This is a genomic window from Pseudomonas fluorescens, assembly GCF_902497785.1.
Taxonomy (GTDB): domain Bacteria; phylum Pseudomonadota; class Gammaproteobacteria; order Pseudomonadales; family Pseudomonadaceae; genus Aquipseudomonas; species Aquipseudomonas fluorescens_BO.
The window spans coordinates 40,066-63,930 of record NZ_CABVHK010000025.1; the positions used below are offsets into that span (position 1 = coordinate 40,066).

The following is a 23,865-nucleotide window of genomic DNA, read 5'->3' on the forward strand; positions in this document are numbered from 1 at the left end:
CTGACTCAAGTTATTGCGCTAAATGACACGCCAGATTTCCGTTACCCCTCCAAATACGCTGCTAAATCTCAGTTCTGTAAGGCTTTTCCTTCAATACGCGCCTTGACGGTGCAGTGGCCGCATTCCTATAGTGTGCGCAAGTGGCGGAAAGTGGCATGAAGTGGGTTTTTTTGACGTAAAACGCTAATATTTGGAGAAACGCTGACGTGTTTCGCGGAGCCAACGCTATCAGTCTCGACGCAAAGGGCCGTCTCGCCATGCCGAGCCGGTACCGTGACGAGCTCGTTTCGCGTAGTTCCGGTCAGTTAATCGTCACCATCGATGCCGTTGATCCGTGTTTGTGTGTTTACCCCCTCGATGAGTGGGAAATTATTGAAACCAAACTGCGCGCACTGCCTTCTTTTCGCGAAGAGAACCGCCGCCTGCAACGTTTATTGATTGGGAATGCCGTCGACCTCGAGCTCGATGGCAGTGGTCGTTTTCTGGTTCCGCCGCGTCTTCGTGAATACGCCAGGCTGGATAAGCGCGCGATGCTGGTAGGCCAACTGAACAAGTTCCAATTATGGGACGAGGATGCCTGGGATGCGGTTTCTGCCGCTGACCTGGCTGCTATTCAACAACCGGGCGCCATGCCTGATGAACTGCGTGATTTGATCCTGTGACTATTGATAGCGGCTTTAACCACATCACCGTACTGCTTGACGAAGCCGTCGAGGCTCTCGCCGTACGTCCTGATGGCTGCTATCTGGACGGCACGTTCGGGCGCGGCGGACACAGCCGGTTGATCCTCAGCCAGCTCGGTCCCGAGGGTCGGTTGCTCGGATTCGACAAAGATCCTCAAGCGATTGCCACCGGGCAAACGCTAGCGGCCGAAGACGGCCGCTTTGTCGTTGTGCAGCGCAGCTTTGCCGAGCTCGGTTCTGAAGTGGCCGAACGCGGTCTGGCCGGCAAGGTCAGCGGAATTTTGCTCGATCTGGGCGTGTCTTCGCCGCAGCTCGACGACCCTGAGCGCGGCTTCAGTTTCCTCAACGATGGTCCGCTGGACATGCGCATGGACCCGTCCCGCGGGATCAGCGCTGCCGAATTCGTCAACACCGCGCCGGCGGAAGAAATCGCCCGGGTGTTCAAGGAATATGGCGAAGAACGGTTCTCCGGGCGCATGGCCCGTGCCGTAGCCGAGCGCCGCGACATCAAGCCGTTCGAACGCACCGGCGATCTGGCTGAAGTGTTGAAAGTCGCCAACCCGGCGTGGGAAAAGGGCAAGAACCCGGCCACCCGCGCGTTTCAGGGCCTGCGTATTCACGTCAACAACGAACTGGGCGATCTGGAAGCCGGCCTCGAAGCCGCACTGGACTGCCTGGAAATCGGCGGCCGTCTGGTCGTGATCAGCTTCCACTCGCTGGAAGACCGCATCGTCAAGCTGTTCATGCGCAAACTGGTCAAAGGCGAAGCCGACAACTTGCCGCGCAACCTGCCGGTACGTCACGTCGCCTTCGAACCAAAAATCAAAGTCCATGGCAAAGCGCAGTCCGCCTCCGAGGCCGAACTCAAAGCCAACCCACGTTCCCGGAGCGCTGTCATGCGCGTCGCGGAGAAGCTGCGGTGAGCAAGCTTTTCGCCAAGCCACTTCCCGGCGGAAGCTTTTTCATGCTGCTGCTGTTTGTGGGCGTGCTTGTGTCGGCCATCGGCGTGTCGTACAGCGCCCACTGGAACCGCCAGTTATTGAACTCGCTGTACAACGAGTTGAGCGTGCGTGACAAGGCGCAGGCGGAGTGGGGCCGGTTGATTCTCGAACAGAGCACCTGGACCGCGCACAGCCGTATCGAGGTCCTGGCCACCGAGCAACTGAAGATGCGCATTCCCGGCGCCGCTGAAGTGCAGATGGTGGCGCCATGATGAAACTCGAAGGCGCACTGTTTCCATGGCGTTTCCGCCTGGTGCTGGGTTTGCTCGGTGTCATGGTCGCGGCGATTTGCTGGCGCATCATTGACCTGCAAGTGGTCGACCGTGCCTTCCTCAAGGGCCAGGGCGACGCGCGCAGCGTTCGTCACATTCCGATTCCGGCTCACCGTGGCCTGATTACCGACCGTAACGGCGAGCCTTTGGCGGTCAGTACGCCGGTCACCACCCTGTGGGCCAACGCCAAGGAAATGCAGCTGGCCAAAGAGAAGTGGCCAGCCCTCGCGGCAGCGTTGGGTCAGGATCCGAAAGCCCTGGCCGAGCGTCTGGAAGCACAGGCCAATAAAGAATTCATTTATCTGGTGCGCGGGCTGACGCCTGAGCAAGGCCAGTCCGTGCTCGACCTGAAAGTGCCCGGCGTTTACGGCATCGAAGAATTCCGCCGTTTCTACCCGGCCGGTGAAGTCACCGCCCATATGGTCGGCTTTACCGACATCGATGACCACGGTCGAGAAGGCGTCGAGCTGGCTTATGACGAATGGCTCGCCGGTGTACCCGGCAAACGGCAGGTCATCAAGGACCGGCGCGGGCGACTTATCAAAGATGTGCAGGTGACCAAAAACGCCAAGGCCGGCAAGCCCTTGGCGTTGTCCATTGACCTGCGTCTGCAATACCTGGCCAACCGCGAGCTGCGCAACGCGATCATCGAGAACGGCGCCAAGGCCGGCAGCCTTGTGATCATGGACGTGAAGACCGGCGAGATCCTCGCCATGGTCAACCAGCCAACCTACAACCCGAACAACCGTCGCAACCTGCAACCGGCGATGATGCGCAACCGCGCGATGATCGACGTGTTCGAGCCGGGTTCGACCATGAAAGCGATTTCCATGAGCGCCGCGATTGAAACCGGTCGCTGGAAACCGACGGACACCGTCGAGGTGTACCCAGGCACCTTGCAGATCGGCAAGTACACCATCAAGGACGTCTCCAAGAGCGAAGGCCCGGTGCTCGACCTGACCGGCATCCTGATCAATTCCAGTAACGTCGGCATGAGTAAGGTCGCGTTCGATATCGGCGGCGAAACCATTTTCCGTCTCGCACAGAAAGTCGGCCTCGGCCAGGACACCGGCCTCGGCTTCCCGGGCGAGCGCGTGGGCAACCTGCCGAACTACCGCGAATGGCGCAAGGCTGAAACCGCGACGCTGTCCTACGGCTACGGCATTTCGGTGACCGCCATTCAGTTGGTCCACGCTTTCTCGGCGTTGGCCAACAACGGTCGCCTCGCGCCGCTGACCCTGATCAAAACCGACAAGGAACCGCAGACCACGCAAGTGCTGCCCGAAGCGGTGGCGAAAACCATGCAGACCATGCTGACCCAGGTCATCGAAGCGCCGCGCGGTGTGTTCCGTGCGCAAGTGCCGGCCTATCACGTGGGCGGCAAGTCGGGTACTGCGCGTAAGACCTCGGTTGGCACCAAAGGCTACGCCGAGAATTCCTACCGTTCGCTGTTCGCCGGCTTCGGCCCGATGAGCGATCCGCGTTACGCCATCGTGGTAGTGATCGATGAACCGACCAAAGCCGGTTACTTCGGTGGCCTGGTATCGGCGCCGGTGTTCAGCAAAGTGATGTCCGGGACCTTGCGCCTGATGAACATCACGCCGGACAACCTGCCGCCCGTTCAACAGGCCAACGCAGCACCGGTCGTTCCGCTGAAAGCCAATGGAGGGCGCGGCTGATGTCTCTGAGTCTGAACAAGATTTTCGCCCACGCCGGCCGCGATCTGTTGATCCGCGAACTGACACTGGACAGCCGCAACGTGCGCGCTGGCGATCTGTTTCTTGCTGTTCCTGGCGGCAAGTTCGACGGTCGCGCACACATTGCCGACGCGTTGCAGCGCGGTGCTGCTGCCGTGGCGTATGAAGTCGAAGGCGCCACCGTGTTGCCGATCACCGACGTGCCTTTGATTCCGGTCAAAGGTCTGGCGGCGCAGCTGTCGGACATCGCCGGGCGTTTTTACGGCGAGCCGAGTCGCCACCTGAATCTGGTCGGCGTAACCGGCACCAACGGCAAGACCAGCGTGACTCAGTTGGTCGCGCAAGCCCTGGATCTGCTCGGTCAGCATTGCGGCATCGTCGGCACCCTGGGCACCGGTTTCTACGGTGCACTGGAAAGCGGCCTGCACACCACGCCGAACCCGATCGCCGTGCAAGCGACCCTCGCCGACCTGAAAAAGGCCGGCGCCAAAGCGGTTGCCATGGAAGTGTCGTCCCATGGTCTGGATCAGGGCCGCGTGACCGCGTTGGCCTTCGATGTGGCGGTGATGACCAACCTGTCCCGCGATCACCTGGATTACCACGGCACCATGCAGGCCTACGGCGAAGCCAAGGCCAAGCTGTTTGCCTGGAACGATCTGAAATGCCGGGTGGTGAACCTCGACGACGATTTCGGCCGGCAACTCGCCGCCGAAAAACGCGAATCGCGCTTGATCACTTACAGCCTGGAAGATTCCAGCGCCTATCTGTTTTGCCGTGAAGCGCAGTTCAATGACGAAGGCGTGCGCGCCACGTTGGTCACGCCACAGGGCGAGCACCATCTGCGCAGCACCTTGCTCGGTCGCTTCAACCTGAGCAACGTTCTGGCAGCCGTGGGCGCGTTGCTCGGTCTCGACTATGCGCTGGACGAAATTCTCAAGGTCCTGCCGAAACTCGAAGGCCCGGCCGGTCGCATGCAGCGTCTTGGCGGTGGCACTCAGCCTTTGGTAGTGGTCGATTACGCCCACACCCCGGATGCACTGGAAAAAGTATTGATGGCCCTGCGGCCGCACGCCAAAGGCCGCTTGCTGTGCCTGTTCGGTTGCGGCGGTGATCGCGATCGCGGCAAACGGCCGTTGATGGCTGAAGTGGTCGAGCGTCTGGCCGATGGCGTGCTGGTCACCGATGACAACCCGCGCACCGAAGACCCGGCAGTGATCTTCGACGACATCCGCGCCGGTTTCACTGATGTCGATAAAGTCACCTTCGTCGCCGGCCGTGGTCAGGCGATTGCGCAGCTGATCGCCAGCGCTTCGGCAGATGACGTGATTGTCCTGGCCGGTAAAGGTCACGAGGACTATCAGGAAATCAACGGTCAGCGCCATGACTTCTCTGATCTGGTCGAGGCCGATCACGCCTTGACCGCGTGGGAGGTGGCCCATGCTTAAGCCTCTGCCATTGAGCGAGTTGATCAGCGCATTGAATGGCCGCCTGATCGGCGTCGACGCGACGTTCGATGGCGTCAGCATCGACAGCCGTGCGATCACGCCAGGCCAACTGTTTATTGCCCTGACCGGCCCGCGTTTCGATGGGCATGACTATCTGAACGACGTAGCCAGCAAGGGCGCCGTAGCGGCCCTGGTCGAGCGCGAAGTGGCCGCCAGCGCGCTGCCGCAGTTGTTGGTCAAGGATACCCGTCAGGCATTGGGCCAACTGGGCGCGCTCAACCGGGCAGCGTTCACCCAACCCGTCGCGGCGATCACCGGTTCCAGCGGCAAGACCACGGTGAAGGAAATGCTCGCGAGCATCCTGCGCACGCGTGGTCCGGTGCTGGCGACCCGTGGCAACCTAAATAACGACCTCGGCGTGCCACTGACCCTGCTGGAATTGGCACCGGAACATACCGCCGCCGTGATCGAGCTAGGCGCTTCGCGCCTTGGCGAAATTGCCTACACCGTCGGCATGACCAAGCCCCATGTGGCCGTTCTCAACAACGCAGGGACCGCCCATGTTGGCGAGTTCGGCGGCCCGGAAAAAATCGTTGAGGCCAAAGGCGAAATTATTGAAGGGCTGGCGGCCGATGGCGTCGCCGTGCTCAATCTCGATGACAAAGCTTTCGAAATCTGGAAGACCCGTGCTGCGGGTCGCAAAGTCCTGACGTTTGCCCTGAGCAACGTCAGCGCCGATTTCTACGCCAGTGATCTGGATCGCGATGCCCGTGGCTGCCCGGCGTTCAACCTGCACAGCCCTGACGGTATAGAGCGCGTTCAACTGAACCTGCTCGGCACCCATAACGTCGCCAATGCAATGGCCGCCGCTGCTGCCGCGCATGCCTTGGGTGTGTCGCTGTTCGGCATCGCCACCGGCCTTGGCGCGGTGCAGCCGGTCAAGGGGCGCACCGTTGCGCAACTGGCCAGCAATGGCATGCGCGTGATTGATGACACTTACAACGCGAACCCCACCTCCATGTGCGCCGCCGTTGATATACTCGCCGGCTTTTCCGGCCGCACCGTTCTGGTGCTCGGGGATATCGGCGAGTTGGGCGATTGGGCGGAGCAGGGCCACCGCGACGTGGGCGAGTACGCCCGTGGCAAAGTTTCCGCGCTTTACGCCGTCGGGCCGATGATGGCTCACGCCGTGAACGCTTTCGGCGAGCAGGCTTTTCATTTCAGCACTCAGGCTGAATTGATCAAGGCCCTCGGCGCCGAGCAAGACACCAACACCACCATTTTGATCAAGGGCTCGCGCAGCGCTGCGATGGAAAACATCGTCGCCGCTTTGTGCGGGTCCAGTCTGGAGAAACATTAATGCTGCTGCTGCTAGCGGAGTATCTGCAACAGTTCCACAAAGGCTTCGCGGTCTTCCAGTACCTGACCCTGCGCGGGATTCTCGGTGTGCTGACCGCGCTGGTTTTGTCGCTGTGCTATGGCCCGTGGATGATCCGCACCTTGCAGAATCGTCAGATCGGTCAATCCGTTCGTAACGACGGTCCGCAATCGCACCTGTCCAAGTCCGGCACACCCACCATGGGCGGCGCGCTCATTCTGTCGTCCATCGGTGTCAGCACTTTGCTCTGGGCTGACCTGAGCAACCGCTATGTGTGGACGGTGTTGCTGGTGACGTTGCTGTTCGGGGCCATCGGCTGGGTCGATGACTATCGCAAGGTGATCGAGAAAAACTCCAAAGGCTTGCCGAGCCGCTGGAAGTACTTCTGGCAGTCGGTGTTTGGCCTCGCCGCGGCGGTCTTCCTTTATATGACCGCACCGACGGCGGTCGAAACCACCCTGATCCTGCCGATGCTCAAGGATTACAGCATTCCCCTGGGCGCCGGCTTCATCGTCCTGACGTATTTCGTGATCGTTGGTTCGAGCAACGCGGTCAACCTGACTGATGGCCTCGATGGTCTGGCGATCATGCCGACCGTGATGGTCGGCGGCGGCCTGGGCATCTTCTGCTACCTGTCGGGTAACGTGAAATTCGCTGAATACCTGTTGATCCCGTATGTACCGGGCGCGGGTGAGTTGATTGTGTTCTGCGGTGCGTTGATCGGTGCGGGCCTCGGCTTCCTCTGGTTCAACACCTACCCGGCGCAAGTCTTCATGGGCGACGTCGGCGCATTGGCGCTGGGCGCGGCCCTGGGCACCATCGCGGTAATCGTCCGTCAGGAAATCGTCCTGTTCATCATGGGCGGTGTGTTCGTGATGGAAACCCTGTCCGTCGTCATCCAGGTGGCGTCCTTCAAGCTGACCGGTCGCCGCGTATTCCGCATGGCACCGATACACCACCACTTTGAACTCAAGGGCTGGCCCGAGCCGCGTGTGATCGTCCGTTTCTGGATCATCACCGTGATTCTCGTACTGGTCGGCCTTGCCACCCTGAAGCTGAGGTAGAACGAGTGTCTCTGATCGCTTCTGACCACTTCCGCATCGTTGTCGGCCTCGGCAAGAGCGGCATGTCCCTGGTTCGCTTCCTGGCGAACCGGGGCACGTCGTTTGCCGTCGCCGATACGCGGGACAATCCACCGGAACTGGCCACGCTCAAGCGTGACTATCCGCACGTGGAAGTGCGTTGTGGCGAACTGGATGTCGAATTCCTCTGCCGTGCCGACGAGCTCTACGTGAGCCCCGGCCTGGCGCTGGCGACCCCGGCCCTGCAGGCCGCTGCTGCCCGTGGGGTGAAATTGTCCGGCGACATCGACCTGTTCGCGCGCCACGCGAAAGCGCCGATTGTGGCGATCAGCGGTTCTAACGCGAAAAGTACCGTGACCACGCTGGTGGGTGACATGGCGGCTGCGGCCGGCAAGCGTGTTGCGGTGGGCGGCAACCTCGGTGTCCCGGCGCTGGACCTGCTCAGCGACGACGTCGAGCTGTACGTGATGGAACTGTCGAGCTTCCAGCTCGAAACAACTGACCAACTCAACGCCGAAGTGGCGACCGTGCTCAACGTCAGCGAAGACCACATGGACCGCTACAGCGGCCTGCCGGCCTATCACTTGGCCAAGCACCGGATCTTCCGTGGCGCGAAACAGTTCGTGGTCAACCGTCAGGACGCCTTGAGCCGTCCGTTGATGGGTGAGGGCCAGCCCTGCTGGACCTTCGGTTTGAGCAAGCCCGATTTCAAGGCGTTCGGTATCCGCGAAGAGGACGGCGAGAAATACCTCGCCTTCGAATTCCAGAACCTGATGCCGGTGCGCGAGCTGAAAATTCGCGGTGCCCATAACCAGTCCAACGCCCTCGCGGCATTGGCGCTGGGCCACGCGGTCGGCCTGCCGTTCGACGCCATGCTTTCAAGCCTGCGCACCTTCGCCGGCCTCGAACATCGCTGCCAGTGGGTTCGTGACCTCGACGGCGTTGGCTACTACAACGACTCCAAAGCCACCAACGTCGGCGCTGCACTGGCGGCCATCGAAGGGCTGGGCGCAGACATCGATGGCAAAGTCGTGCTGATCGCCGGTGGCGACGGCAAGGGCGCCGAGTTCAATGACCTGCGCGATCCGGTGGCGGCCAACTGCCGCGCCGTGATCCTGATGGGACGCGACTCCGACAAGATCGGCCAGGCCATCGGCGATGCCGTGCCGCTGATCCGCGCCGCTTCGCTGGTTGAAGCTGTGGAAAAATGCCGCGCCGCTGCGCACCCCGGCGACGTGGTGTTGTTGTCGCCGGCCTGCGCCAGTTTCGACATGTTCAAGCATTACGAAGACCGTGGTCACCAGTTCGTCCGCGCCGTGGAGGATCTGGCATGAGCCTGTTCAACATCATCAAGCCGTATCCTTCGCCGCTCATCACCGGGCGCGGCATCGACCTCGATTTCCCGATGCTCGCCGGCTGCCTGGCCTTGCTCGGCCTCGGACTGGTGATGATTGCCTCGGCGTCGACAGAAGTCGCCGCCGTGCAGTCGGGCAGCGCGCTCTATTACATGATTCGCCACTTGATCTACGTGGTGCTGGGCCTCGCTGCCTGCATCGTCACCATGATGATTCCGATCGCCACCTGGCAGCGCCTGGGCTGGTTGATGCTGATTGGTGCGTTTGGCTTGCTGGTGATGGTGATCATCCCGGGGATCGGCCGTGAAGTGAACGGCTCGATGCGCTGGATCGGTTTCAGCTTCTTCAACGTTCAGCCTTCCGAGATCGCCAAGGTGTTCGTGGTGATCTACCTCGCCGGTTATCTGGTGCGTCGCCAGAAAGAAGTGCGGGAAAGCTGGATGGGCTTCTTCAAGCCGTTCATCGTGCTGCTGCCGATGGCCGGCCTGTTGCTGATGGAGCCGGACTTCGGTGCCACCGTCGTGATGATGGGCGCAGCGGCGGCAATGCTGTTCCTCGGCGGCGTCGGGCTGTTCCGTTTCTCCTTGATGGTGATCCTCGCGGTCGGGGCGGTGGTGCTGTTGATTCAGGTGCAGCCATACCGAATGGCGCGTCTGACCAACTTTGCCGACCCATGGGCTGACCAGTTCGGCGCCGGCTATCAGTTGTCGCAAGCGTTGATCGCGTTCGGTCGCGGTGAGTGGCTGGGCGTTGGCCTGGGCAACAGCGTACAAAAACAATTTTATCTGCCGGAAGCACACACGGACTTCGTGTTCTCGGTGCTCGCCGAAGAACTGGGTGCCGTAGGTTCCTTGTTCACCGTCGCGCTGTTCGTGTTTGTCTGTGTGCGCGGCATGTACATCGGTTATTGGGCCGAGAAGGCCAAGCAGTTCTTCGCGGCTTATATCGCGTACGGCCTGTCGTTCCTGTGGATTGGTCAGTTCCTGATCAACATCGGGGTGAACGTCGGCCTGCTGCCGACCAAAGGTCTGACCCTGCCGTTCCTCAGTTATGGCGGTAGCTCGTTGGTGATCTGCTGTGCCTGTCTCGGCTTGTTGCTGCGCATTGAGTGGGAGAGTCGAACCCACCTCGGCAGCGAGGAGATGGAGTTTCAGGAGAGCGACTTCGCCGAGGAGCCGACCCATGGGCGCTAACGTCTTGATCATGGCGGGCGGCACCGGCGGCCACGTGTTCCCGGCGCTGGCCTGTGCTCGCGAATTCCAGGCCCGCGGTTACACCGTGCACTGGCTCGGAACCCCGCGCGGCATTGAAAACGATTTGGTGCCGATGGCCGGTATCGAACTGCACCGGATCAACGCCAGCGGCCTGCGCGGCAAGGGCAAATTGTCCCTGCTCAAGGCACCGCTGATGTTGCTCAAGTCGGTCTGGCAGGCGCGGGCGATCATTCGTCAGCTGCGGCCCGTGTGCGTGGTCGGCTTCGGCGGTTATGTGACCGGTCCCGGCGGCGTTGCGGCGAAACTGGCCGGCGTGCCGGTGATTGTTCACGAACAGAATGCCGTGGCCGGTACCGCCAATCGGTTGCTGGTGCCGTTGGCCGCCCGCGTCTGTGAAGCGTTCCCCGACACCTTTACCCTGTCGGACAGCCGACGGACCACCGGTAACCCGGTGCGCACCGAGCTGTTCCTCGACACACCGCGACAGGCTCTGGCCGGTCGCAAGGCGCGTTTGCTGATCCTGGGCGGAAGCCTGGGCGCAGAACCGTTGAACAAGTTGCTGCCTGAAGCCCTGTCGCACGTCGCCCCCGACCTGCGCCCGGAAGTGTTTCATCAGGCCGGCAAAAACCACGATGAAGTGACTGCAGAGCGCTATCGCGCGGCTGGCGTCGAGGCGCAAGTGCAGCCTTTCATCAAAGACATGGCCCAAGCCTATGGCTGGGCCGACCTGGTGGTGTGCCGCGCAGGCGCGCTGACCATCAGTGAACTGGCCGCCGCCGGTCTGCCCTCGATGCTGGTGCCTTTGCCCCACGCGATCGACGATCACCAGACCCGCAACGCCGACTATTTGGCCCGTGAAGGCGCTGCCTTCCTGATGCCGCAAAGAACGACTGGCGCAGCGGATCTTGCCGCACGCCTGACAGAGGTCCTGATGCAACCACAACGACTCACCGACATGGCTAACGCGGCACGCCGCCTGGCCAAACCCGATGCCACCCGTAACGTGGTCGATACCTGCCTGGAGGTGGCCCATGGTTGAAAATAAGAAAGCCATGCCGCAACCGGAAATGCGCCGCATCCGTCGCATCCACTTTGTCGGTATCGGCGGCGTGGGCATGTGCGGGATTGCCGAAGTGTTGTTGAACCTGGGCTATGAAGTGTCCGGTTCCGACCTGAAAGCTTCGCCGGTCACCGAGCGCCTCGAATCCTTTGGCGCCCATATTTTCATCGGCCACCGTGCCGAAAACGCCGCCGCTGCCGATGTGCTGGTGGTGTCGAGTGCCGTGAACACCTCCAACCCGGAAGTGGCGACCGCACTGGAACGCCGCATCCCGGTGGTGCCGCGTGCCGAAATGCTCGCTGAGCTGATGCGCTATCGCCACGGCATCGCCGTCGCCGGCACCCACGGCAAAACCACCACCACCAGCCTGATCGCTTCGGTGTTCGCCGCCGGTGGCCTCGACCCGACGTTCGTCATCGGTGGTCGTCTGAATGCCGCGGGCACCAATGCCCAGCTCGGCACCAGCCGTTACCTGATCGCCGAAGCCGACGAAAGCGACGCCAGTTTCCTGCACTTGCAGCCGCTGGTGGCCGTGGTCACCAACATCGACGCCGACCACATGGCGACCTACGGCGGAGACTTCAATGTATTGAAGAAAACCTTCGTCGAATTCCTCCACAACCTGCCGTTCTACGGTTTGGCGGTAGTGTGCCTGGACGACCCGGTAGTGCGTGAAATCCTGCCGCTGGTCAAGCGTCCGGCCGTGACTTATGGCTTCGGCGATGACTGCGACGTGCGTGCGATCAATGTGCGCCAGCAGGGCATGCAGACCTTCTTCACCGTGCTGCGTCCTGAGCGCGAGCCGCTGGATGTCTCGGTGAACATGCCGGGCAATCACAACGTACTGAATGCACTGGCGACCATCTGCATTGCCACCGACGAAGGCGTCAGCGACGAAGCCATTGTCCAGGGCCTGTCCGGGTTCCAGGGTGTCGGCCGACGCTTCCAGGTCTACGGCGAGCTGCCGGTCGAAGGCGGCAGCGTGATGCTGGTCGACGACTATGGTCACCACCCGACCGAAGTGGCCGCGGTGATCAAAGCCGTGCGCGGTGGCTGGCCGGAGCGCCGCCTGGTGATGGTCTACCAGCCGCACCGTTACAGCCGCACCCGCGACCTCTACGACGATTTCGTCAATGTACTGGCTGACGCCAACGTCTTGCTGTTGATGGAAGTGTATCCGGCCGGCGAAGAGCCGATCCCGGGCGCCGACAGCCGCAAGTTGTGCAACAGCATCCGTCAGCGCGGCCAGCTCGACCCGATCTACATCGAGCGCGGTGTCGACCTCGCGCCGCTGGTCAAGCCGTTGCTGCGTGCCGGCGACATTCTGTTGTGCCAGGGCGCCGGTGACATCGGCGGTCTCGCACCGAAACTGTTGAACAGTCCGTTGTTCGCCGGTGCGGTTGCCGCGCCGAGCGTGGGGAAGTTGAAATGACTGCTGCTTACGCCAACCTCGTCTCCACTGTCGCGCCGAAAGACTTCGGCCGCGTCGCCGTGCTGTTTGGCGGCAAGAGTGCCGAGCGTGAGGTGTCCCTGAAGTCGGGTAACGCAGTGCTCGACGCGCTGCAAAGCGCCGGTGTGGACGCGTTCGGCCTCGACGTCGGTGACGACCTGCTGCAGCGTTTGCTCGCCGAAAAAATCGACCGTGCCTTCGTCATTCTTCACGGCCGTGGCGGTGAAGACGGCAGCATGCAAGGCCTGCTCGAATGCCTGGGCATTCCGTACACCGGCAGCGGCATTCTGGCCTCGGCACTGGCCATGGACAAACTGCGTACCAAGCAGGTCTGGCACAGCCTCGGCATTCCGACGCCACGTCACGCCGTGCTGAGTAGCGAGGCCGATTGTATTTCGGCGGCGACGGAACTGGGCTTCCCTTTGATCGTCAAACCGGCCCATGAAGGTTCAAGTATCGGGATGGCCAAAGTGACGTCCGCGTCCGAGTTGATCGAGGCGTGGAAAGCGGCCAGTACCTACGATTCGCAAGTGTTGGTCGAGCAATGGATTCAAGGTCCGGAGTTCACCATCGCCACCCTGCGTGACCAGGTGTTGCCACCGATTGCCCTGGGCACGACGCACAGTTTCTACGACTACGACGCCAAGTACGTGGCTAACGATACCCAGTATCGGATCCCGTGCGGCCTCGACAGCGACAAAGAGAAAGAACTGATGGACCTCACGGCGAAAGCCTGTGAGGCGCTGGGTATCGCCGGTTGGGGCAGGGCAGACGTGATGCAGGACGCCGACGGGCAGTTCTGGTTTCTCGAAGTCAACACCGCACCGGGCATGACCGATCACAGCCTGGTGCCGATGGCGGCCCGTGCGGCCGGTCTGGATTTCCAGCAACTGGTTCTGGCGATTCTGGCGGCAAGTATCGAGGCGCGGGGTTAACACCATGCAAGGCGCACAGCTAAGACATCAGCCTCCTCCAGCACCCGGCCGCAAGCCGGTGCCACGAGGTGCCAGCCGAATGGTGGCAAAAGAGCCGATGTCCGCGCGCCTGCCGAAAGCCAATTTTGGTTTTCTCAAAGCCTTGTTCTGGCCGGTGCTGCTGGTCGCTCTGGGGTTCGGTACTTACGAAGGTGCGCAACGCTTGTTGCCGTACGCCGACCGGCCGATCACCAAGGTCGCGGTGCAGGGCGACCTGAGTTACATCAGCCAGCAAGCGGTGCAGCAGCGGATCGCCCCTTACGTGGCGTCGAGCTTCTTCACCGTCGACCTGGCGGGCATGCGCACCGAGCTGGAACAGATGCCATGGATTGCCCACGCCGAAGTGCGTCGGGTATGGCCGGATCAAGTGGTGATCCGTCTGGAAGAACAACTGCCGGTAGCCCGGTGGGGCGATGAATCGCTGTTGAACAACCAGGGTCAGGCGTTCACCCCGCGTGAACTGGCGAATTACGAACACTTGCCACAGCTGTTCGGCCCACAGCGGGCCCAACAGCAAGTGATGCAGCAATACCAGGTGCTGAGCCAGATGCTCAGGCCGCTGGGCTTCTCGATTGCACGCCTGGAGTTGCGTGAACGGGGCAGCTGGTTCCTGACCACCGGCGCCGGCAGCGCGGGCCCGGGAATCGAACTGTTGCTCGGTCGCGGCAAGCTGGTGGAAAAGATGCGCCGCTTCATTGCCATCTACGACAAGACGCTTAAAGAACAGATTACGAACATTGCGCGCATCGATCTGCGCTACGCCAACGGCCTCGCTGTTGGCTGGCGGGAACCTGTAGCGCCCACGACAGCCCAACCCGCTGTCGCGAAGAATTAAGAAGAGGCAGGACCCATGGCAAACGTGCAAAGCGGCAAAATGATCGTCGGTCTCGATATCGGCACCTCCAAGGTGGTGGCGCTGGTCGGCGAGGTCTCGGACGACGGCACGCTGGAAATCGTCGGGATCGGCACGCACCCGTCCCGCGGCCTGAAGAAAGGCGTGGTGGTGAACATCGAGTCCACCGTGCAATCGATTCAGCGCGCCATCGAAGAAGCGCAGCTGATGGCCGGTTGCCGGATCCACTCGGCGTTCGTCGGCGTGGCCGGCAATCACATCCGCAGCCTGAACTCCCACGGCATCGTCGCGATTCGTGATCGTGAGGTCAGCTCGGCCGACCTTGAGCGCGTACTCGACGCTGCCCAGGCCGTCGCAATCCCGGCTGACCAGCGCGTGCTGCACACCCTGCCGCAGGATTACGTGATCGATAACCAGGAAGGCGTTCGCGAACCCCTGGGCATGTCCGGCGTACGCCTGGAAGCCAAGGTTCACGTGGTCACCTGCGCCGTCAACGCCGCACAGAACATTGAAAAATGCGTGCGTCGCTGCGGCCTGGAAATCGACGACATCATTCTCGAACAGCTTGCTTCCGCGTATTCGGTATTGACCGACGACGAGAAAGAGCTGGGCGTGTGCCTGGTGGACATCGGCGGCGGCACCACCGACATCGCGATCTTCACCGAAGGCGCGATCCGTCACACCGCGGTGATCCCGATTGCCGGCGATCAAGTGACCAACGACATCGCCATGGCGTTGCGCACCCCGACCCAGTACGCCGAAGAAATCAAAATCCGCTACGCCTGCGCCCTGGCGAAACTGGCCGGTGCCGGTGAAACCATCAAGGTGCCAAGCGTTGGCGACCGTCCACCGCGCGAGCTGTCCCGTCAGGCCCTGGCCGAAGTGGTCGAGCCGCGTTACGACGAGCTGTTCACGCTGATCCAGGCCGAGCTGCGTCGCAGCGGCTACGAAGACTTGATCCCGGCCGGCATCGTGCTGACCGGTGGCACGTCGAAAATGGAAGGCGCCACTGAACTGGCCGAAGAGATCTTCCACATGCCGGTGCGCCTGGGCGTTCCGCATGGCGTCAAAGGGCTGGACGACGTGGTCCGCAACCCGATTTATTCCACCGGCGTTGGCCTGTTGATGTACGGCCTGCAGAAGCAGTCCGACGGGAATCTGTTCTCGGGCATCGGCAGCCGCGACAGCTACAGCAATGAAGAACCGAAAGCCGCCTTGCTCGATCGCATCAAGAGCTGGGTACAAGGCAATTTCTAAAAGCATTACCGCAGCACCGTTGTAGATACAGGCAGTAGGCGAAAAAACTAGAGAATCAAAGGAGAGGGAAAATGTTCGAACTCGTAGACAACATCCCCGCAAGCCCGGTCATTAAAGTTATCGGTGTTGGCGGAGGCGGCGGCAACGCTGTCAATCACATGGTCAAGAGCAACATTGAAGGCGTTGAATTCATCTGCGCCAACACTGATGCCCAGGCGCTCAAGAGCATTGGCGCGCGGACCATCCTGCAACTGGGCACCGGCGTGACCAAAGGTCTCGGCGCTGGCGCCAACCCTGAAGTAGGTCGTCAGGCCGCTCTCGAAGATCGTGAGCGCATTGCCGAAGTCCTGCAGGGCACCAACATGGTGTTCATTACTACCGGCATGGGCGGTGGCACCGGTACCGGTGCTGCGCCGATCATTGCCGAAGTGGCCAAGGAAATGGGTATCCTCACCGTTGCGGTGGTGACCCGTCCGTTCCCGTTCGAAGGTCGCAAGCGCATGCAGATCGCCGACGAAGGTATTCGTCTGCTGTCCGAAAGCGTCGACTCGTTGATCACCATTCCCAACGAGAAGCTGCTGACCATCCTCGGTAAAGACGCCAGCCTGCTGTCGGCTTTCGCCAAGGCTGACGATGTACTGGCCGGTGCCGTTCGCGGTATCTCCGACATCATCAAGCGTCCGGGCATGATCAACGTCGACTTTGCCGACGTGCGTACCGTGATGAGCGAAATGGGCATGGCGATGATGGGCACTGGCTGCGCCAGCGGTCCGAACCGTGCACGCGAGGCCACCGAAGCGGCCATTCGCAACCCGTTGCTCGAAGACGTGAACCTGCAAGGTGCACGCGGCATCCTGGTGAACATCACCGCCGGTCCTGACCTGTCCCTGGGTGAGTACTCCGACGTGGGTAGCATCATCGAAGCCTTCGCTTCCGAGCACGCCATGGTCAAGGTCGGTACCGTTATCGATCCGGACATGCGCGACGAGCTGCACGTGACTGTGGTTGCCACCGGTCTGGGCGCGAAAATCGAGAAGCCTGTGAAGGTCATCGACAATACCGTTCACACCTCGATGGCGTCGCAGCCGCAACAATCGGCCCCCGCTCGTCAGGATGCACCGGCGGTGAACTACCGTGATCTGGACCGTCCGACCGTCATGCGCAACCAGGCTCAGGCCGGTGCTGCGACTGCCGCGAAGATGAATCCACAGGATGACCTGGACTATCTGGACATCCCGGCCTTCCTGCGTCGTCAGGCCGATTAATGGAATGTATCAGGGCTATGAAGGTGATTGGTGTTCAGCAAAGGTCTGGTCTGCTATCATCGCCAGCCTTTGTTGATACCAGTTCGCAATTTGCGCTGAAGCGGCCCAAGCCATGATTAAACAACGCACACTGAAAAATATTATCCGTGCCACAGGTGTCGGCCTGCACTCCGGGGAGAAGGTTTACCTGACCCTCAAGCCTGCGCCTGTCGACACCGGCATTGTGTTTTGTCGTGCCGACCTCGACCCTGTGGTGCAGATTCCTGCCCGTGCGGAAAACGTTGGCGAAACCACAATGTCGACCACACTGGTTAACGGTGACGTCAAAGTGGATACGGTGGAGCACTTGCTCTCGGCCATGGCTGGCCTGGGCATCGATAACGCCTACGTCGAGCTCTCCGCGTCCGAAGTCCCGATCATGGATGGTAGCGCTGGACCTTTCGTATTCCTGATTCAATCGGCCGGCCTGGAAGAACAGGACGCACCGAAGAAGTTCATCCGGATCCTGCGGGAAGTGACAGTGGAAGACGGCGACAAGCGCGCCACTTTCGTCCCTTTCGAAGGCTTCAAGGTGAGTTTCGAGATCGATTTCGATCACCCGGTTTTCCGTAACCGCACACAAAGTGCAAGCGTGGATTTTTCCAGTACTTCGTTCGTAAAAGAAGTCAGCCGCGCCCGTACCTTTGGTTTCATGAGTGACATCGAGTACCTGCGCAAGCACAACCTCGCACTCGGCGGCAGCGTTGAAAACGCTATTGTGGTCGACGCGGATGGTGTACTGAACGAAGACGGCCTTCGCTATGAAGACGAATTCGTGAAGCACAAGATCCTCGATGCAATTGGTGACCTCTACCTGCTGGGCAATAGCCTGATTGGTGAGTTCAAGGGCTTCAAGTCCGGACATGCATTGAACAACCAGCTGCTGCGCAAGTTGATTGAGCAGACAGATGCTTGGGAAGTCGTGACTTTCGAAGACGCCAGCACTGCACCGATCTCTTACATGCGTCCGGTTGCGGCGGTGTAAGTAAAAAACCTCTCTAGTTTTTAAAGGCTGCCCTCGGGTGGCCTTTTTTTATGTCTGCGGGAAAGTGATGTGACGCATGTTCTGGCCTCATCGCGGGCAAGCCCGGCTCCCACAGGTATTGCGGTGTACGCGGATCTGCGGCAAACGCAAAACTTGTGGGAGCCGGGCTTGCCCGCGATGGGGCCGGCTGCCACAGCAAAAAATCACGGCGCAGCCACCACCCGATTCCGTCCACTTTCCTTCGCCTGATACAGCGCCTTGTCCGCTGCAAACAGCAATTGCTCAAGGCTGGTCTCGGTGCTCGTGGTCCACGTGCTAATGCCGATACTGACAGTAATCGGTGATTCAACACCCGCCACAAACGGCAACTGCTCCACCGCAACGCGAATATGTTCGGCAATCTGCTGCGCCCCCGCGCTGTCTGTTTCTCCGAGGATCACCGAAAATTCCTCACCGCCGTAACGGGCGACCAGGTCCGCCGGTCGCCGCACGTTCTCGGCGATCACCCTGGCCAGCGCGCGCAGTGCATCGTCGCCAGCCTGATGGCCGTGCTGATCGTTAAAGGCCTTGAAGTGGTCGGCGTCGATCATCAGCACCGACAGCGGTTTGCCGGAGCGTTGCGCGCGAAACCATTCATGGCGCAGGGTCTGATCCAGCATTCGGCGGTTGGCCACGCCGGTCAGGGCATCGGTGGCGGCCAGTTGCGCCAGGCCCTGCTCGGCGTTGTGGCGCAGGCGCAGTTCCCGGCACAGCAACGCACTGAGCCAGAGCAGGCCGATGCACAACACGCCGGTGGCACCGCTGATCACGATCGCCGTGCGCTTCCACGCGGCAAACACGTCGTTGCCGGACAGCGCGACGATCACCGTCAATGGCAGGTTGCCGACCCGGGAGAAGGTATACAAACGCTGCAGATGGTTGATGCTCGACACGCTGTCGAAGCTGCCACTGCCCTCGCGCAGGATGCGCTGGACATTGGGTCGGTTGGCGAAGCTTTTGCCGATCGAGTCATTTTCCAGGTGCGGCTTTTGTGCCAGCAGGATGCCGTCGTCGTTGATGATCGACAGGGCGCTGTCGGTTCCGATGTTCAGGCTGTTGAATAACTGGTCGAAGTAGTTCAGGCGCATCGACGCCACGGCGACCCCGAGAAATTCACCCGTGGCCGAAGAAATGCGTCGGCTGAAGCTGATGCGCCATTCGTCGTTGCCTTCGCAATCGCAACGGAGCTTGAAGGGCCGGCTGATGTACATGCCGGTGTCGTGTTTGAAGGCGTGCGCGAGGAAGTAGTCGCGATCGGCAAAGTTACCTGGCTTGGGTTCGACGAGCGACGAGTCGGCGAGCACCCCGCCATGCTTGTCCAGCAACAAAACATCGCCCTTGAAGCGCGCCGTGGTGGAGCGGTCGAACAGCACCAGATGACGGACCTGCGGTGAAGCCTGTTTCAGGTCGTCGCGTTGCGAAGCGGCAATCAGGCCTTGCAGGGTCAGGTCGTAGAGTTCGACGGTGCGCAACACATCGGCGTTGATCAGCTGGGCAATCGTGGTGGCGCTGCGGGTGGCGGCCTGCTGGGCGTTGGCGTGTTCGCGGATCAGCAGAAAGGTGACGATGCCGAGAATCGCAATGACCGTCAGCGAGCTGCCGAGGATCACCATGAGCTCCGGGCGGCCGGTCTTGCCTGAAAGGTGGGGCGGGCGGCTCGCGGGCATGGGGAAGATGTCTGCTTGAGGAGCAAAAAGGCCAAGCGCGCTCAATGCCCGTTGTAGGAGCGAGCTTGCTCGCGATGGACGTTAACGATAATGCGTGCTTTCTGATTGACCGCGCCGCTCTAGAGTCCATCGCGAGCAGGCTCGCTCCCACAGGGCCTTTACTTATTCAAGCTTAGAAGACATTGAGCGGGTAGTCGAAGATCACCCGGTATTCATCGGTGTCCTGATCCAGCGCGCCGTAGCCATTGCCGCCACGGTTGGTCGCCCATTGCAGGCGCACCGCCAGATCTTTGGTCTGGCCGCCCTGGACCACATACTTGAGGTCGATGTCGCGTTCCCAGTGTTGGGCGTTCTTGCCGTCGGCGCTGTACCACGAGGCGTAACCCAGGCTGTTCGGGTCAACCCGGGTCAGGTCCAGTTCGCCGCGGGAGTAGGAAAGCGACGAAGTGAGGCCGGGTAGGCCAAGTCCGACAAAGTCGTAGGCGTACTTGAGTTTCCACGAGCGTTCATTCGGACCATTGAAGTCGGAATACTGCTGGGAGTTGTCGAGGAATACGCTGTCGCCCTGGCTGATGTAGTCGAACGGCGTGTTGCCGTTGACCCGCTGGTAAGCGGCCGTGACGCTGTGGTTGCCCACGCCCACGGTGAAATGCAGGCTGTAGGTGTTGTTGTCGATGTGGCCCAGCAGCGCATCGCCGGTGTCTTGCGTGTGATAGACGTGCAGGCCCGGGTTGAAGCTGACCAGATCGTTCAGCGCGTAGGTGTAATCCAGGTCGTAGTAGTACTGGTTCCAGATGTCCTTCAATTCGGCGGCGTACACGCTGCTGGTCAGTCCTGGCAGACCGCTCCAGACCACGCCCGCCCAGTTCAGGTGCCGGCTTTCATCGCCCTCCGCGAGGCTGCCATACGAGGTGCCGATTCGGGTGTGGCCGCTCTGGTTGTACGGCTTGGTGAAACTCGCCTGGCCGCCTTCAATCAGCAAGCCGTCAACGCTGTGGTTGGTCAGGCTCACGCCGCGAAAGGTCTGCGGCAGCATGCGCGTCTCGCCACCGGCGATCACCGGATTGGTGAGGAACAGGTCGCCGGCCTTCAACTCAGTGTCGAACGCACGCATTTTCAGCGTGCCGCCGGCCGTCGAAAACGACCCCGGCGCTTTGCCGTTGCCATCGCCGTTCGGCAGGAGGCTTGAGTTATCAGTGCCGCCACCGCCGTCGAGCTTGAGCCCGAGCATGGCGTGGGCATCGACGCCGAAACCGACGGTGCCTTCGGTGAATCCCGATTCGAAAATGCCGAGAAAGCCCTGGCCCCATTCAATGTTGTCGTCCGCCTGCTGCATGCGATTGCGGTTCATGTAGTAGTTGCGAAGGTTGAGATTGAGGCTTGAACCTTCGACAAAACCCTCGTGCCGGGTGTCATCGGCGGCGTGGGCGGTGATCGACATCGTTGCGCTGATTGCAATGAACAGGGGGCTGAAACTGAGAGGGAAACGCACTAGCGGTAAAGCTCCTTGGGTCAACTGAGCACTTCACTGTTTTGAAATGCGGGATGTTTCTTGTCAGGGGAGACGAACCGGACGGCGTTTGAACCACAACAAAAAAAAGCCGCTGACAGCAGCGGCTTAGAAGACAACTTTTTATCAGGAAGAGCCGAAGAAAAGTGTCGAGGGAAACAGAGGTGATTCAGAGTGATCAGCTATCTTTCTCGACCAGCGGCTGGGTCTGGGAGTTCGACGCTTGAGGGGTTTGCGCAGCGTCCTGGGCCTTGGCCGTCATTTCGCTTTGAAGCTCTTCGAACGCTGCGGCGCGTGCAGCGTTTTGCGCGACAAACGTCTGCGATTCTTCGGCAACGGCGAACGGAGAGAGGAACAGTGAGGACAAAACGAACGCGCTGGCAATACCCATAGTGTTGGACATCTTTAAAACCTTCTTGCTTGGCAAGTGCTGTTTGGTGCGGCAACGATAAGGAACTTGGCCGATGAGAAACAGCGCCGATACAAGAAATGACTGTTGCAGAAAAAGCAAAGATCGCAGCCTGCGGCAGATCCTGCAGAGGAACACATCCCAAATGCAGGAGCTGGCGCAGCCTGCGATCTTTTGACGGTCCCGTCTCGTCACACAGGCAGGTGAATGCCAAAGGTATTCATGCCCTGATCACTGCGCACAAACACATCCCCGCCATGCATCAGCGCAATCGCCTTGACGATCGCCAGCCCCAGACCATGGTTGTTGCCGCTGTTACTGCGTGACGCATCGACCCGATAAAAACGCTCGAACAACCGTGGCAAATGTTCGTTGGCAATCGGCGATCCCGGATTGGCGACACCGATGCTGACTTGGTGCTCTTCGACCTCAATGCGCACCTGAATCACTTGCCCCGGCGCGGTATGTTGCACCGCGTTGCTCAGCAGGTTGATCAGCGCCCGGCGCAGGTGCGCGATCTCGATCCGCACCTGCGCATCACCGCTGACCTGCACCTGAACCTGCGCGTCTTCAAGGATGAAATCCAGATACTCCAATGTCGTCGCCACTTCATCGGCCAGCGAGGTGGCAGTCAATTTGGTCGCCTTGCTGCCCTGGTCCGCGCTGGCGAGAAACAGCATGTCATTGATGATCGAACGCAGCCGTTCCAGCTCTTCGAGATTGGATTGCAGCACCTCGAAATAGTGTTCCGCCGAACGCCCGCGCGTCAGCGCCACCTGGGTCTGGCCGATCAGGTTGGTCAGCGGCGAGCGCAGTTCGTGGGCAACATCGGCATTAAACGACTCAAGCCTGGAGTACGCCTGTTCGACTCTTTCCAGGGTGGAGTTGAACGAGTTGACGAACTGATTGAGCTCAGGCGGCAACGACGCCAGACGCAAGCGCCCGGAGCGTAACGGCGGTGCCAGTCGCTGGGCTTCCTGGGACAATTTGATCAACGGCTTGAGGCCGATTCGCGCCACCCAATAACCCAGCGCCGAGGCCAATAGCACGCCGACAATCGCCAGGCTGATCAGGGCGATCAGCAGATGATGCTGGGTCTGGAAAAACGTCTCGGTGTCGATACCGATCATGAAGCGCAAAGGCGGTCGTTGATCCTTGGCCGGGAACTGGCTGACCAGCACTTTCATCGGGTAAGGCTGATCCGGCAGCTGCAAGTCGCGCATGCCCAGCGGCCCTGCAGCGAAGGCGCGGATCTGCGGCGTGAGGTTGCCGTATTCGTAGTGCGGATCGCCACTGATGATCCAGAAACTGATGCGCTTGTCTTCTTCGCCGAGCAGCTTGAGCTTGTTGTTGATCTTCACCCAATGCTCCGGCGTGCCGTAGCGGCCGACAGTGGATTCGAGCACGCTGTAGCGCGCGTCCAGCTCGGCTTCGGGCAGCAGACCCAGGCCCTTGTCGACCTGCTGATACAGCGCCCAGCCGATCAACAGAAACACCAGCAGCGCCACCAGCGTGAACATTCCACTCAGGCGCAGGGCAATCGAATTACTGGACACCACGGCTCTCCAGCACGTAACCCATGCCACGGATCGTGTGCAGCAGTTTCTCGTCGAACGGCCCGTCGAGTTTGGCCCGCAGGCGTTTGATCGCGACTTCGACGACGTTGGCGTCGCTGTCGAAATTGATGTCCCAGACCATTTCTGCAATCGCGGTTTTCGAGAGGATTTCACCTTGTCGGCGAGCCAGTACGCTGAGCAGCGAGAACTCCTTGGCGGTCAGGTCCAGGCGGGTGCCGGCGCGGGTGGCCTTGCGGCTGATCAAATCTATCCACAGGTCGGCGATGCTCACTTGCACCGGCTCGTGCCCGCCGCTGCGCCGGGTCAACGCTTGCAGGCGTGCCACCAGTTCAAGGAAGGAAAACGGCTTGCCGAGGTAATCGTCGGCGCCGTCGCGTAGGCCTTTGATCCGGTCTTCGACCCGCTCGCGGGCGGTGAGCATGATCACCGGCGTCTGCTTGCGCGCACGCAAGGCGCGCAATACGCCGAAGCCGTCGAGGCCCGGCAGCATGACGTCGAGGACGATCACCGCGTAATCGCTTTCCAGCGCCAGGTGCAGGCCTTCGACACCGTCCCGCGCCAGGTCCACGGTGTAACCCTGTTCCGTCAGGCCGCGATGCAGATAGTCCGCGGTTTTTTCCTCGTCTTCGATGATCAGAACGCGCATGACCCCG

The 23,865-nt window shown here is 60.9% G+C and carries 21 protein-coding genes; 16 read left to right on the forward strand and 5 right to left on the reverse strand.

Going from position 1 to position 23,865, the window contains the following annotated elements; genetic code table 11:
* Positions 1-206: 206 nt before the first annotated feature.
* The 16 genes from mraZ to lpxC all read left to right on the forward strand — a co-directional run bounded on the left by mraZ (position 207) and on the right by lpxC (position 18,010).
* Positions 207-662: a division/cell wall cluster transcriptional repressor MraZ gene (gene mraZ / locus F8N62_RS28675; protein ID WP_150713838.1), complete on the forward strand. Its 456-nt coding sequence runs from the start codon at positions 207-209 to the stop codon at positions 660-662.
* On the forward strand, positions 659-1,606 hold the full coding sequence (rsmH, locus tag F8N62_RS28680) for a 16S rRNA (cytosine(1402)-N(4))-methyltransferase RsmH (RefSeq protein WP_412071993.1): 948 nt from the start codon (positions 659-661) through the stop codon (positions 1,604-1,606). Before mraZ ends, rsmH begins: the two co-directional genes overlap by 4 nt.
* Positions 1,603-1,896 carry a cell division protein FtsL gene (ftsL, locus tag F8N62_RS28685; protein ID WP_030129814.1) on the forward strand — a complete coding sequence of 98 codons (294 nt, stop codon included), beginning with the start codon at positions 1,603-1,605 and terminating at the stop codon, positions 1,894-1,896. Before rsmH ends, ftsL begins: the two co-directional genes overlap by 4 nt.
* A complete protein-coding gene (locus F8N62_RS28690) occupies positions 1,896-3,635 on the forward strand; it encodes a peptidoglycan D,D-transpeptidase FtsI family protein (RefSeq protein ID WP_191632463.1) in 1,740 nt (579 codons plus the stop codon). The genes ftsL and F8N62_RS28690 overlap by 1 nt, the downstream gene beginning before the upstream one ends.
* A complete protein-coding gene (locus F8N62_RS28695; protein ID WP_150713840.1) occupies positions 3,635-5,098 on the forward strand; it encodes a UDP-N-acetylmuramoyl-L-alanyl-D-glutamate--2,6-diaminopimelate ligase in 1,464 nt (487 codons plus the stop codon). The genes F8N62_RS28690 and F8N62_RS28695 overlap by 1 nt, the downstream gene beginning before the upstream one ends.
* Positions 5,091-6,458: a UDP-N-acetylmuramoyl-tripeptide--D-alanyl-D-alanine ligase gene (locus tag F8N62_RS28700; RefSeq protein ID WP_150713841.1), complete on the forward strand. Its 1,368-nt coding sequence runs from the start codon at positions 5,091-5,093 to the stop codon at positions 6,456-6,458. The genes F8N62_RS28695 and F8N62_RS28700 overlap by 8 nt, the downstream gene beginning before the upstream one ends.
* Positions 6,458-7,540, forward strand: a complete 1,083-nt coding sequence (gene mraY / locus F8N62_RS28705) for a phospho-N-acetylmuramoyl-pentapeptide-transferase (RefSeq protein ID WP_150713842.1) — start codon at positions 6,458-6,460, stop codon at positions 7,538-7,540. The genes F8N62_RS28700 and mraY overlap by 1 nt, the downstream gene beginning before the upstream one ends.
* A gap of 5 nt (positions 7,541-7,545) precedes the next feature.
* Positions 7,546-8,892, forward strand: coding sequence for a UDP-N-acetylmuramoyl-L-alanine--D-glutamate ligase (gene murD, locus F8N62_RS28710; RefSeq protein WP_150713843.1), 1,347 nt, complete (start codon positions 7,546-7,548; stop codon positions 8,890-8,892).
* On the forward strand, positions 8,889-10,106 hold the full coding sequence (ftsW, locus tag F8N62_RS28715) for a putative lipid II flippase FtsW (RefSeq protein WP_150713844.1): 1,218 nt from the start codon (positions 8,889-8,891) through the stop codon (positions 10,104-10,106). Before murD ends, ftsW begins: the two co-directional genes overlap by 4 nt.
* The gene (murG, locus tag F8N62_RS28720; RefSeq protein WP_150713845.1) at positions 10,096-11,166 is read left to right on the forward strand and encodes an undecaprenyldiphospho-muramoylpentapeptide beta-N-acetylglucosaminyltransferase; all 1,071 of its coding nucleotides are present in this window, start codon (positions 10,096-10,098) and stop codon (positions 11,164-11,166) included. The genes ftsW and murG overlap by 11 nt, the downstream gene beginning before the upstream one ends.
* Positions 11,159-12,619, forward strand: a complete 1,461-nt coding sequence (murC, locus tag F8N62_RS28725; protein ID WP_150713846.1) for a UDP-N-acetylmuramate--L-alanine ligase — start codon at positions 11,159-11,161, stop codon at positions 12,617-12,619. The genes murG and murC overlap by 8 nt, the downstream gene beginning before the upstream one ends.
* Positions 12,616-13,572 carry a D-alanine--D-alanine ligase gene (locus F8N62_RS28730; RefSeq protein WP_150713847.1) on the forward strand — a complete coding sequence of 319 codons (957 nt, stop codon included), beginning with the start codon at positions 12,616-12,618 and terminating at the stop codon, positions 13,570-13,572. Before murC ends, F8N62_RS28730 begins: the two co-directional genes overlap by 4 nt.
* 4 nt (positions 13,573-13,576) lie before the next feature.
* On the forward strand, positions 13,577-14,446 hold the full coding sequence (locus tag F8N62_RS28735; RefSeq protein ID WP_150713848.1) for a cell division protein FtsQ/DivIB: 870 nt from the start codon (positions 13,577-13,579) through the stop codon (positions 14,444-14,446).
* A gap of 15 nt (positions 14,447-14,461) precedes the next feature.
* A complete protein-coding gene (ftsA, locus tag F8N62_RS28740; protein ID WP_150713849.1) occupies positions 14,462-15,721 on the forward strand; it encodes a cell division protein FtsA in 1,260 nt (419 codons plus the stop codon).
* A gap of 71 nt (positions 15,722-15,792) precedes the next feature.
* Entirely contained in the window at positions 15,793-16,986 is a 1,194-nt protein-coding gene (ftsZ, locus tag F8N62_RS28745) for a cell division protein FtsZ (protein WP_150713850.1), read from the forward strand.
* A gap of 112 nt (positions 16,987-17,098) precedes the next feature.
* Positions 17,099-18,010: a UDP-3-O-acyl-N-acetylglucosamine deacetylase gene (gene lpxC, locus F8N62_RS28750; RefSeq protein ID WP_131059427.1), complete on the forward strand. Its 912-nt coding sequence runs from the start codon at positions 17,099-17,101 to the stop codon at positions 18,008-18,010.
* Positions 18,011-18,213: 203 nt separating this feature from the next.
* On the opposite strand, the gene F8N62_RS28755 is transcribed toward lpxC, so the two are convergent.
* The 5 genes from F8N62_RS28755 to F8N62_RS28775 all read right to left on the reverse strand — a co-directional run bounded on the left by F8N62_RS28755 (position 18,214) and on the right by F8N62_RS28775 (position 23,858).
* Positions 18,214-19,716 (reverse strand): sensor domain-containing diguanylate cyclase, encoded by a 1,503-nt coding sequence (locus F8N62_RS28755; RefSeq protein ID WP_150713851.1) that lies wholly within the window; start codon positions 19,714-19,716, stop codon positions 18,214-18,216.
* A 172-nt stretch (positions 19,717-19,888) separates the two neighbouring features.
* The gene (locus F8N62_RS28760; RefSeq protein WP_412071994.1) at positions 19,889-21,157 is read right to left on the reverse strand and encodes an OprD family porin; all 1,269 of its coding nucleotides are present in this window, start codon (positions 21,155-21,157) and stop codon (positions 19,889-19,891) included.
* A gap of 247 nt (positions 21,158-21,404) precedes the next feature.
* On the reverse strand, positions 21,405-21,629 hold the full coding sequence (locus F8N62_RS28765) for a hypothetical protein (protein ID WP_150713853.1): 225 nt from the start codon (positions 21,627-21,629) through the stop codon (positions 21,405-21,407).
* A 197-nt stretch (positions 21,630-21,826) separates the two neighbouring features.
* The gene (locus tag F8N62_RS28770) at positions 21,827-23,191 is read right to left on the reverse strand and encodes a heavy metal sensor histidine kinase (RefSeq protein ID WP_150713854.1); all 1,365 of its coding nucleotides are present in this window, start codon (positions 23,189-23,191) and stop codon (positions 21,827-21,829) included.
* A complete protein-coding gene (locus tag F8N62_RS28775) occupies positions 23,181-23,858 on the reverse strand; it encodes a heavy metal response regulator transcription factor (RefSeq protein WP_007916978.1) in 678 nt (225 codons plus the stop codon). Before F8N62_RS28775 ends, F8N62_RS28770 begins: the two co-directional genes overlap by 11 nt.
* Between the last annotated feature and the right edge of the window lie 7 nt (positions 23,859-23,865).

What these genes read in the sequence shown, in the direction of transcription:
- F8N62_RS28690 (WP_191632463.1), top strand. Translation starts at nt 1,896, where the DNA reads ATGAAACTCGAAGGCGCACTGTTTCCATGGCGTTTCCGCCTGGTGCTG.
- F8N62_RS28695 (WP_150713840.1), top strand. Translation starts at nt 3,635, where the DNA reads ATGTCTCTGAGTCTGAACAAGATTTTCGCCCACGCCGGCCGCGATCTG.
- F8N62_RS28700 (WP_150713841.1), top strand. Translation starts at nt 5,091, where the DNA reads ATGCTTAAGCCTCTGCCATTGAGCGAGTTGATCAGCGCATTGAATGGC.
- mraY (WP_150713842.1), top strand. Translation starts at nt 6,458, where the DNA reads ATGCTGCTGCTGCTAGCGGAGTATCTGCAACAGTTCCACAAAGGCTTC.
- ftsW (WP_150713844.1), top strand. Translation starts at nt 8,889, where the DNA reads ATGAGCCTGTTCAACATCATCAAGCCGTATCCTTCGCCGCTCATCACC.
- murG (WP_150713845.1), top strand. Translation starts at nt 10,096, where the DNA reads ATGGGCGCTAACGTCTTGATCATGGCGGGCGGCACCGGCGGCCACGTG.
- murC (WP_150713846.1), top strand. Translation starts at nt 11,159, where the DNA reads ATGGTTGAAAATAAGAAAGCCATGCCGCAACCGGAAATGCGCCGCATC.
- F8N62_RS28730 (WP_150713847.1), top strand. Translation starts at nt 12,616, where the DNA reads ATGACTGCTGCTTACGCCAACCTCGTCTCCACTGTCGCGCCGAAAGAC.
- F8N62_RS28735 (WP_150713848.1), top strand. Translation starts at nt 13,577, where the DNA reads ATGCAAGGCGCACAGCTAAGACATCAGCCTCCTCCAGCACCCGGCCGC.
- ftsA (WP_150713849.1), top strand. Translation starts at nt 14,462, where the DNA reads ATGGCAAACGTGCAAAGCGGCAAAATGATCGTCGGTCTCGATATCGGC.
- ftsZ (WP_150713850.1), top strand. Translation starts at nt 15,793, where the DNA reads ATGTTCGAACTCGTAGACAACATCCCCGCAAGCCCGGTCATTAAAGTT.
- lpxC (WP_131059427.1), top strand. Translation starts at nt 17,099, where the DNA reads ATGATTAAACAACGCACACTGAAAAATATTATCCGTGCCACAGGTGTC.
- F8N62_RS28755 (WP_150713851.1), bottom strand. Translation starts at nt 19,716, where the DNA reads ATGCCCGCGAGCCGCCCGCCCCACCTTTCAGGCAAGACCGGCCGCCCG.
- F8N62_RS28760 (WP_412071994.1), bottom strand. Translation starts at nt 21,157, where the DNA reads ATGTCGATCACCGCCCACGCCGCCGATGACACCCGGCACGAGGGTTTT.
- F8N62_RS28765 (WP_150713853.1), bottom strand. Translation starts at nt 21,629, where the DNA reads ATGTCCAACACTATGGGTATTGCCAGCGCGTTCGTTTTGTCCTCACTG.
- F8N62_RS28775 (WP_007916978.1), bottom strand. Translation starts at nt 23,858, where the DNA reads ATGCGCGTTCTGATCATCGAAGACGAGGAAAAAACCGCGGACTATCTG.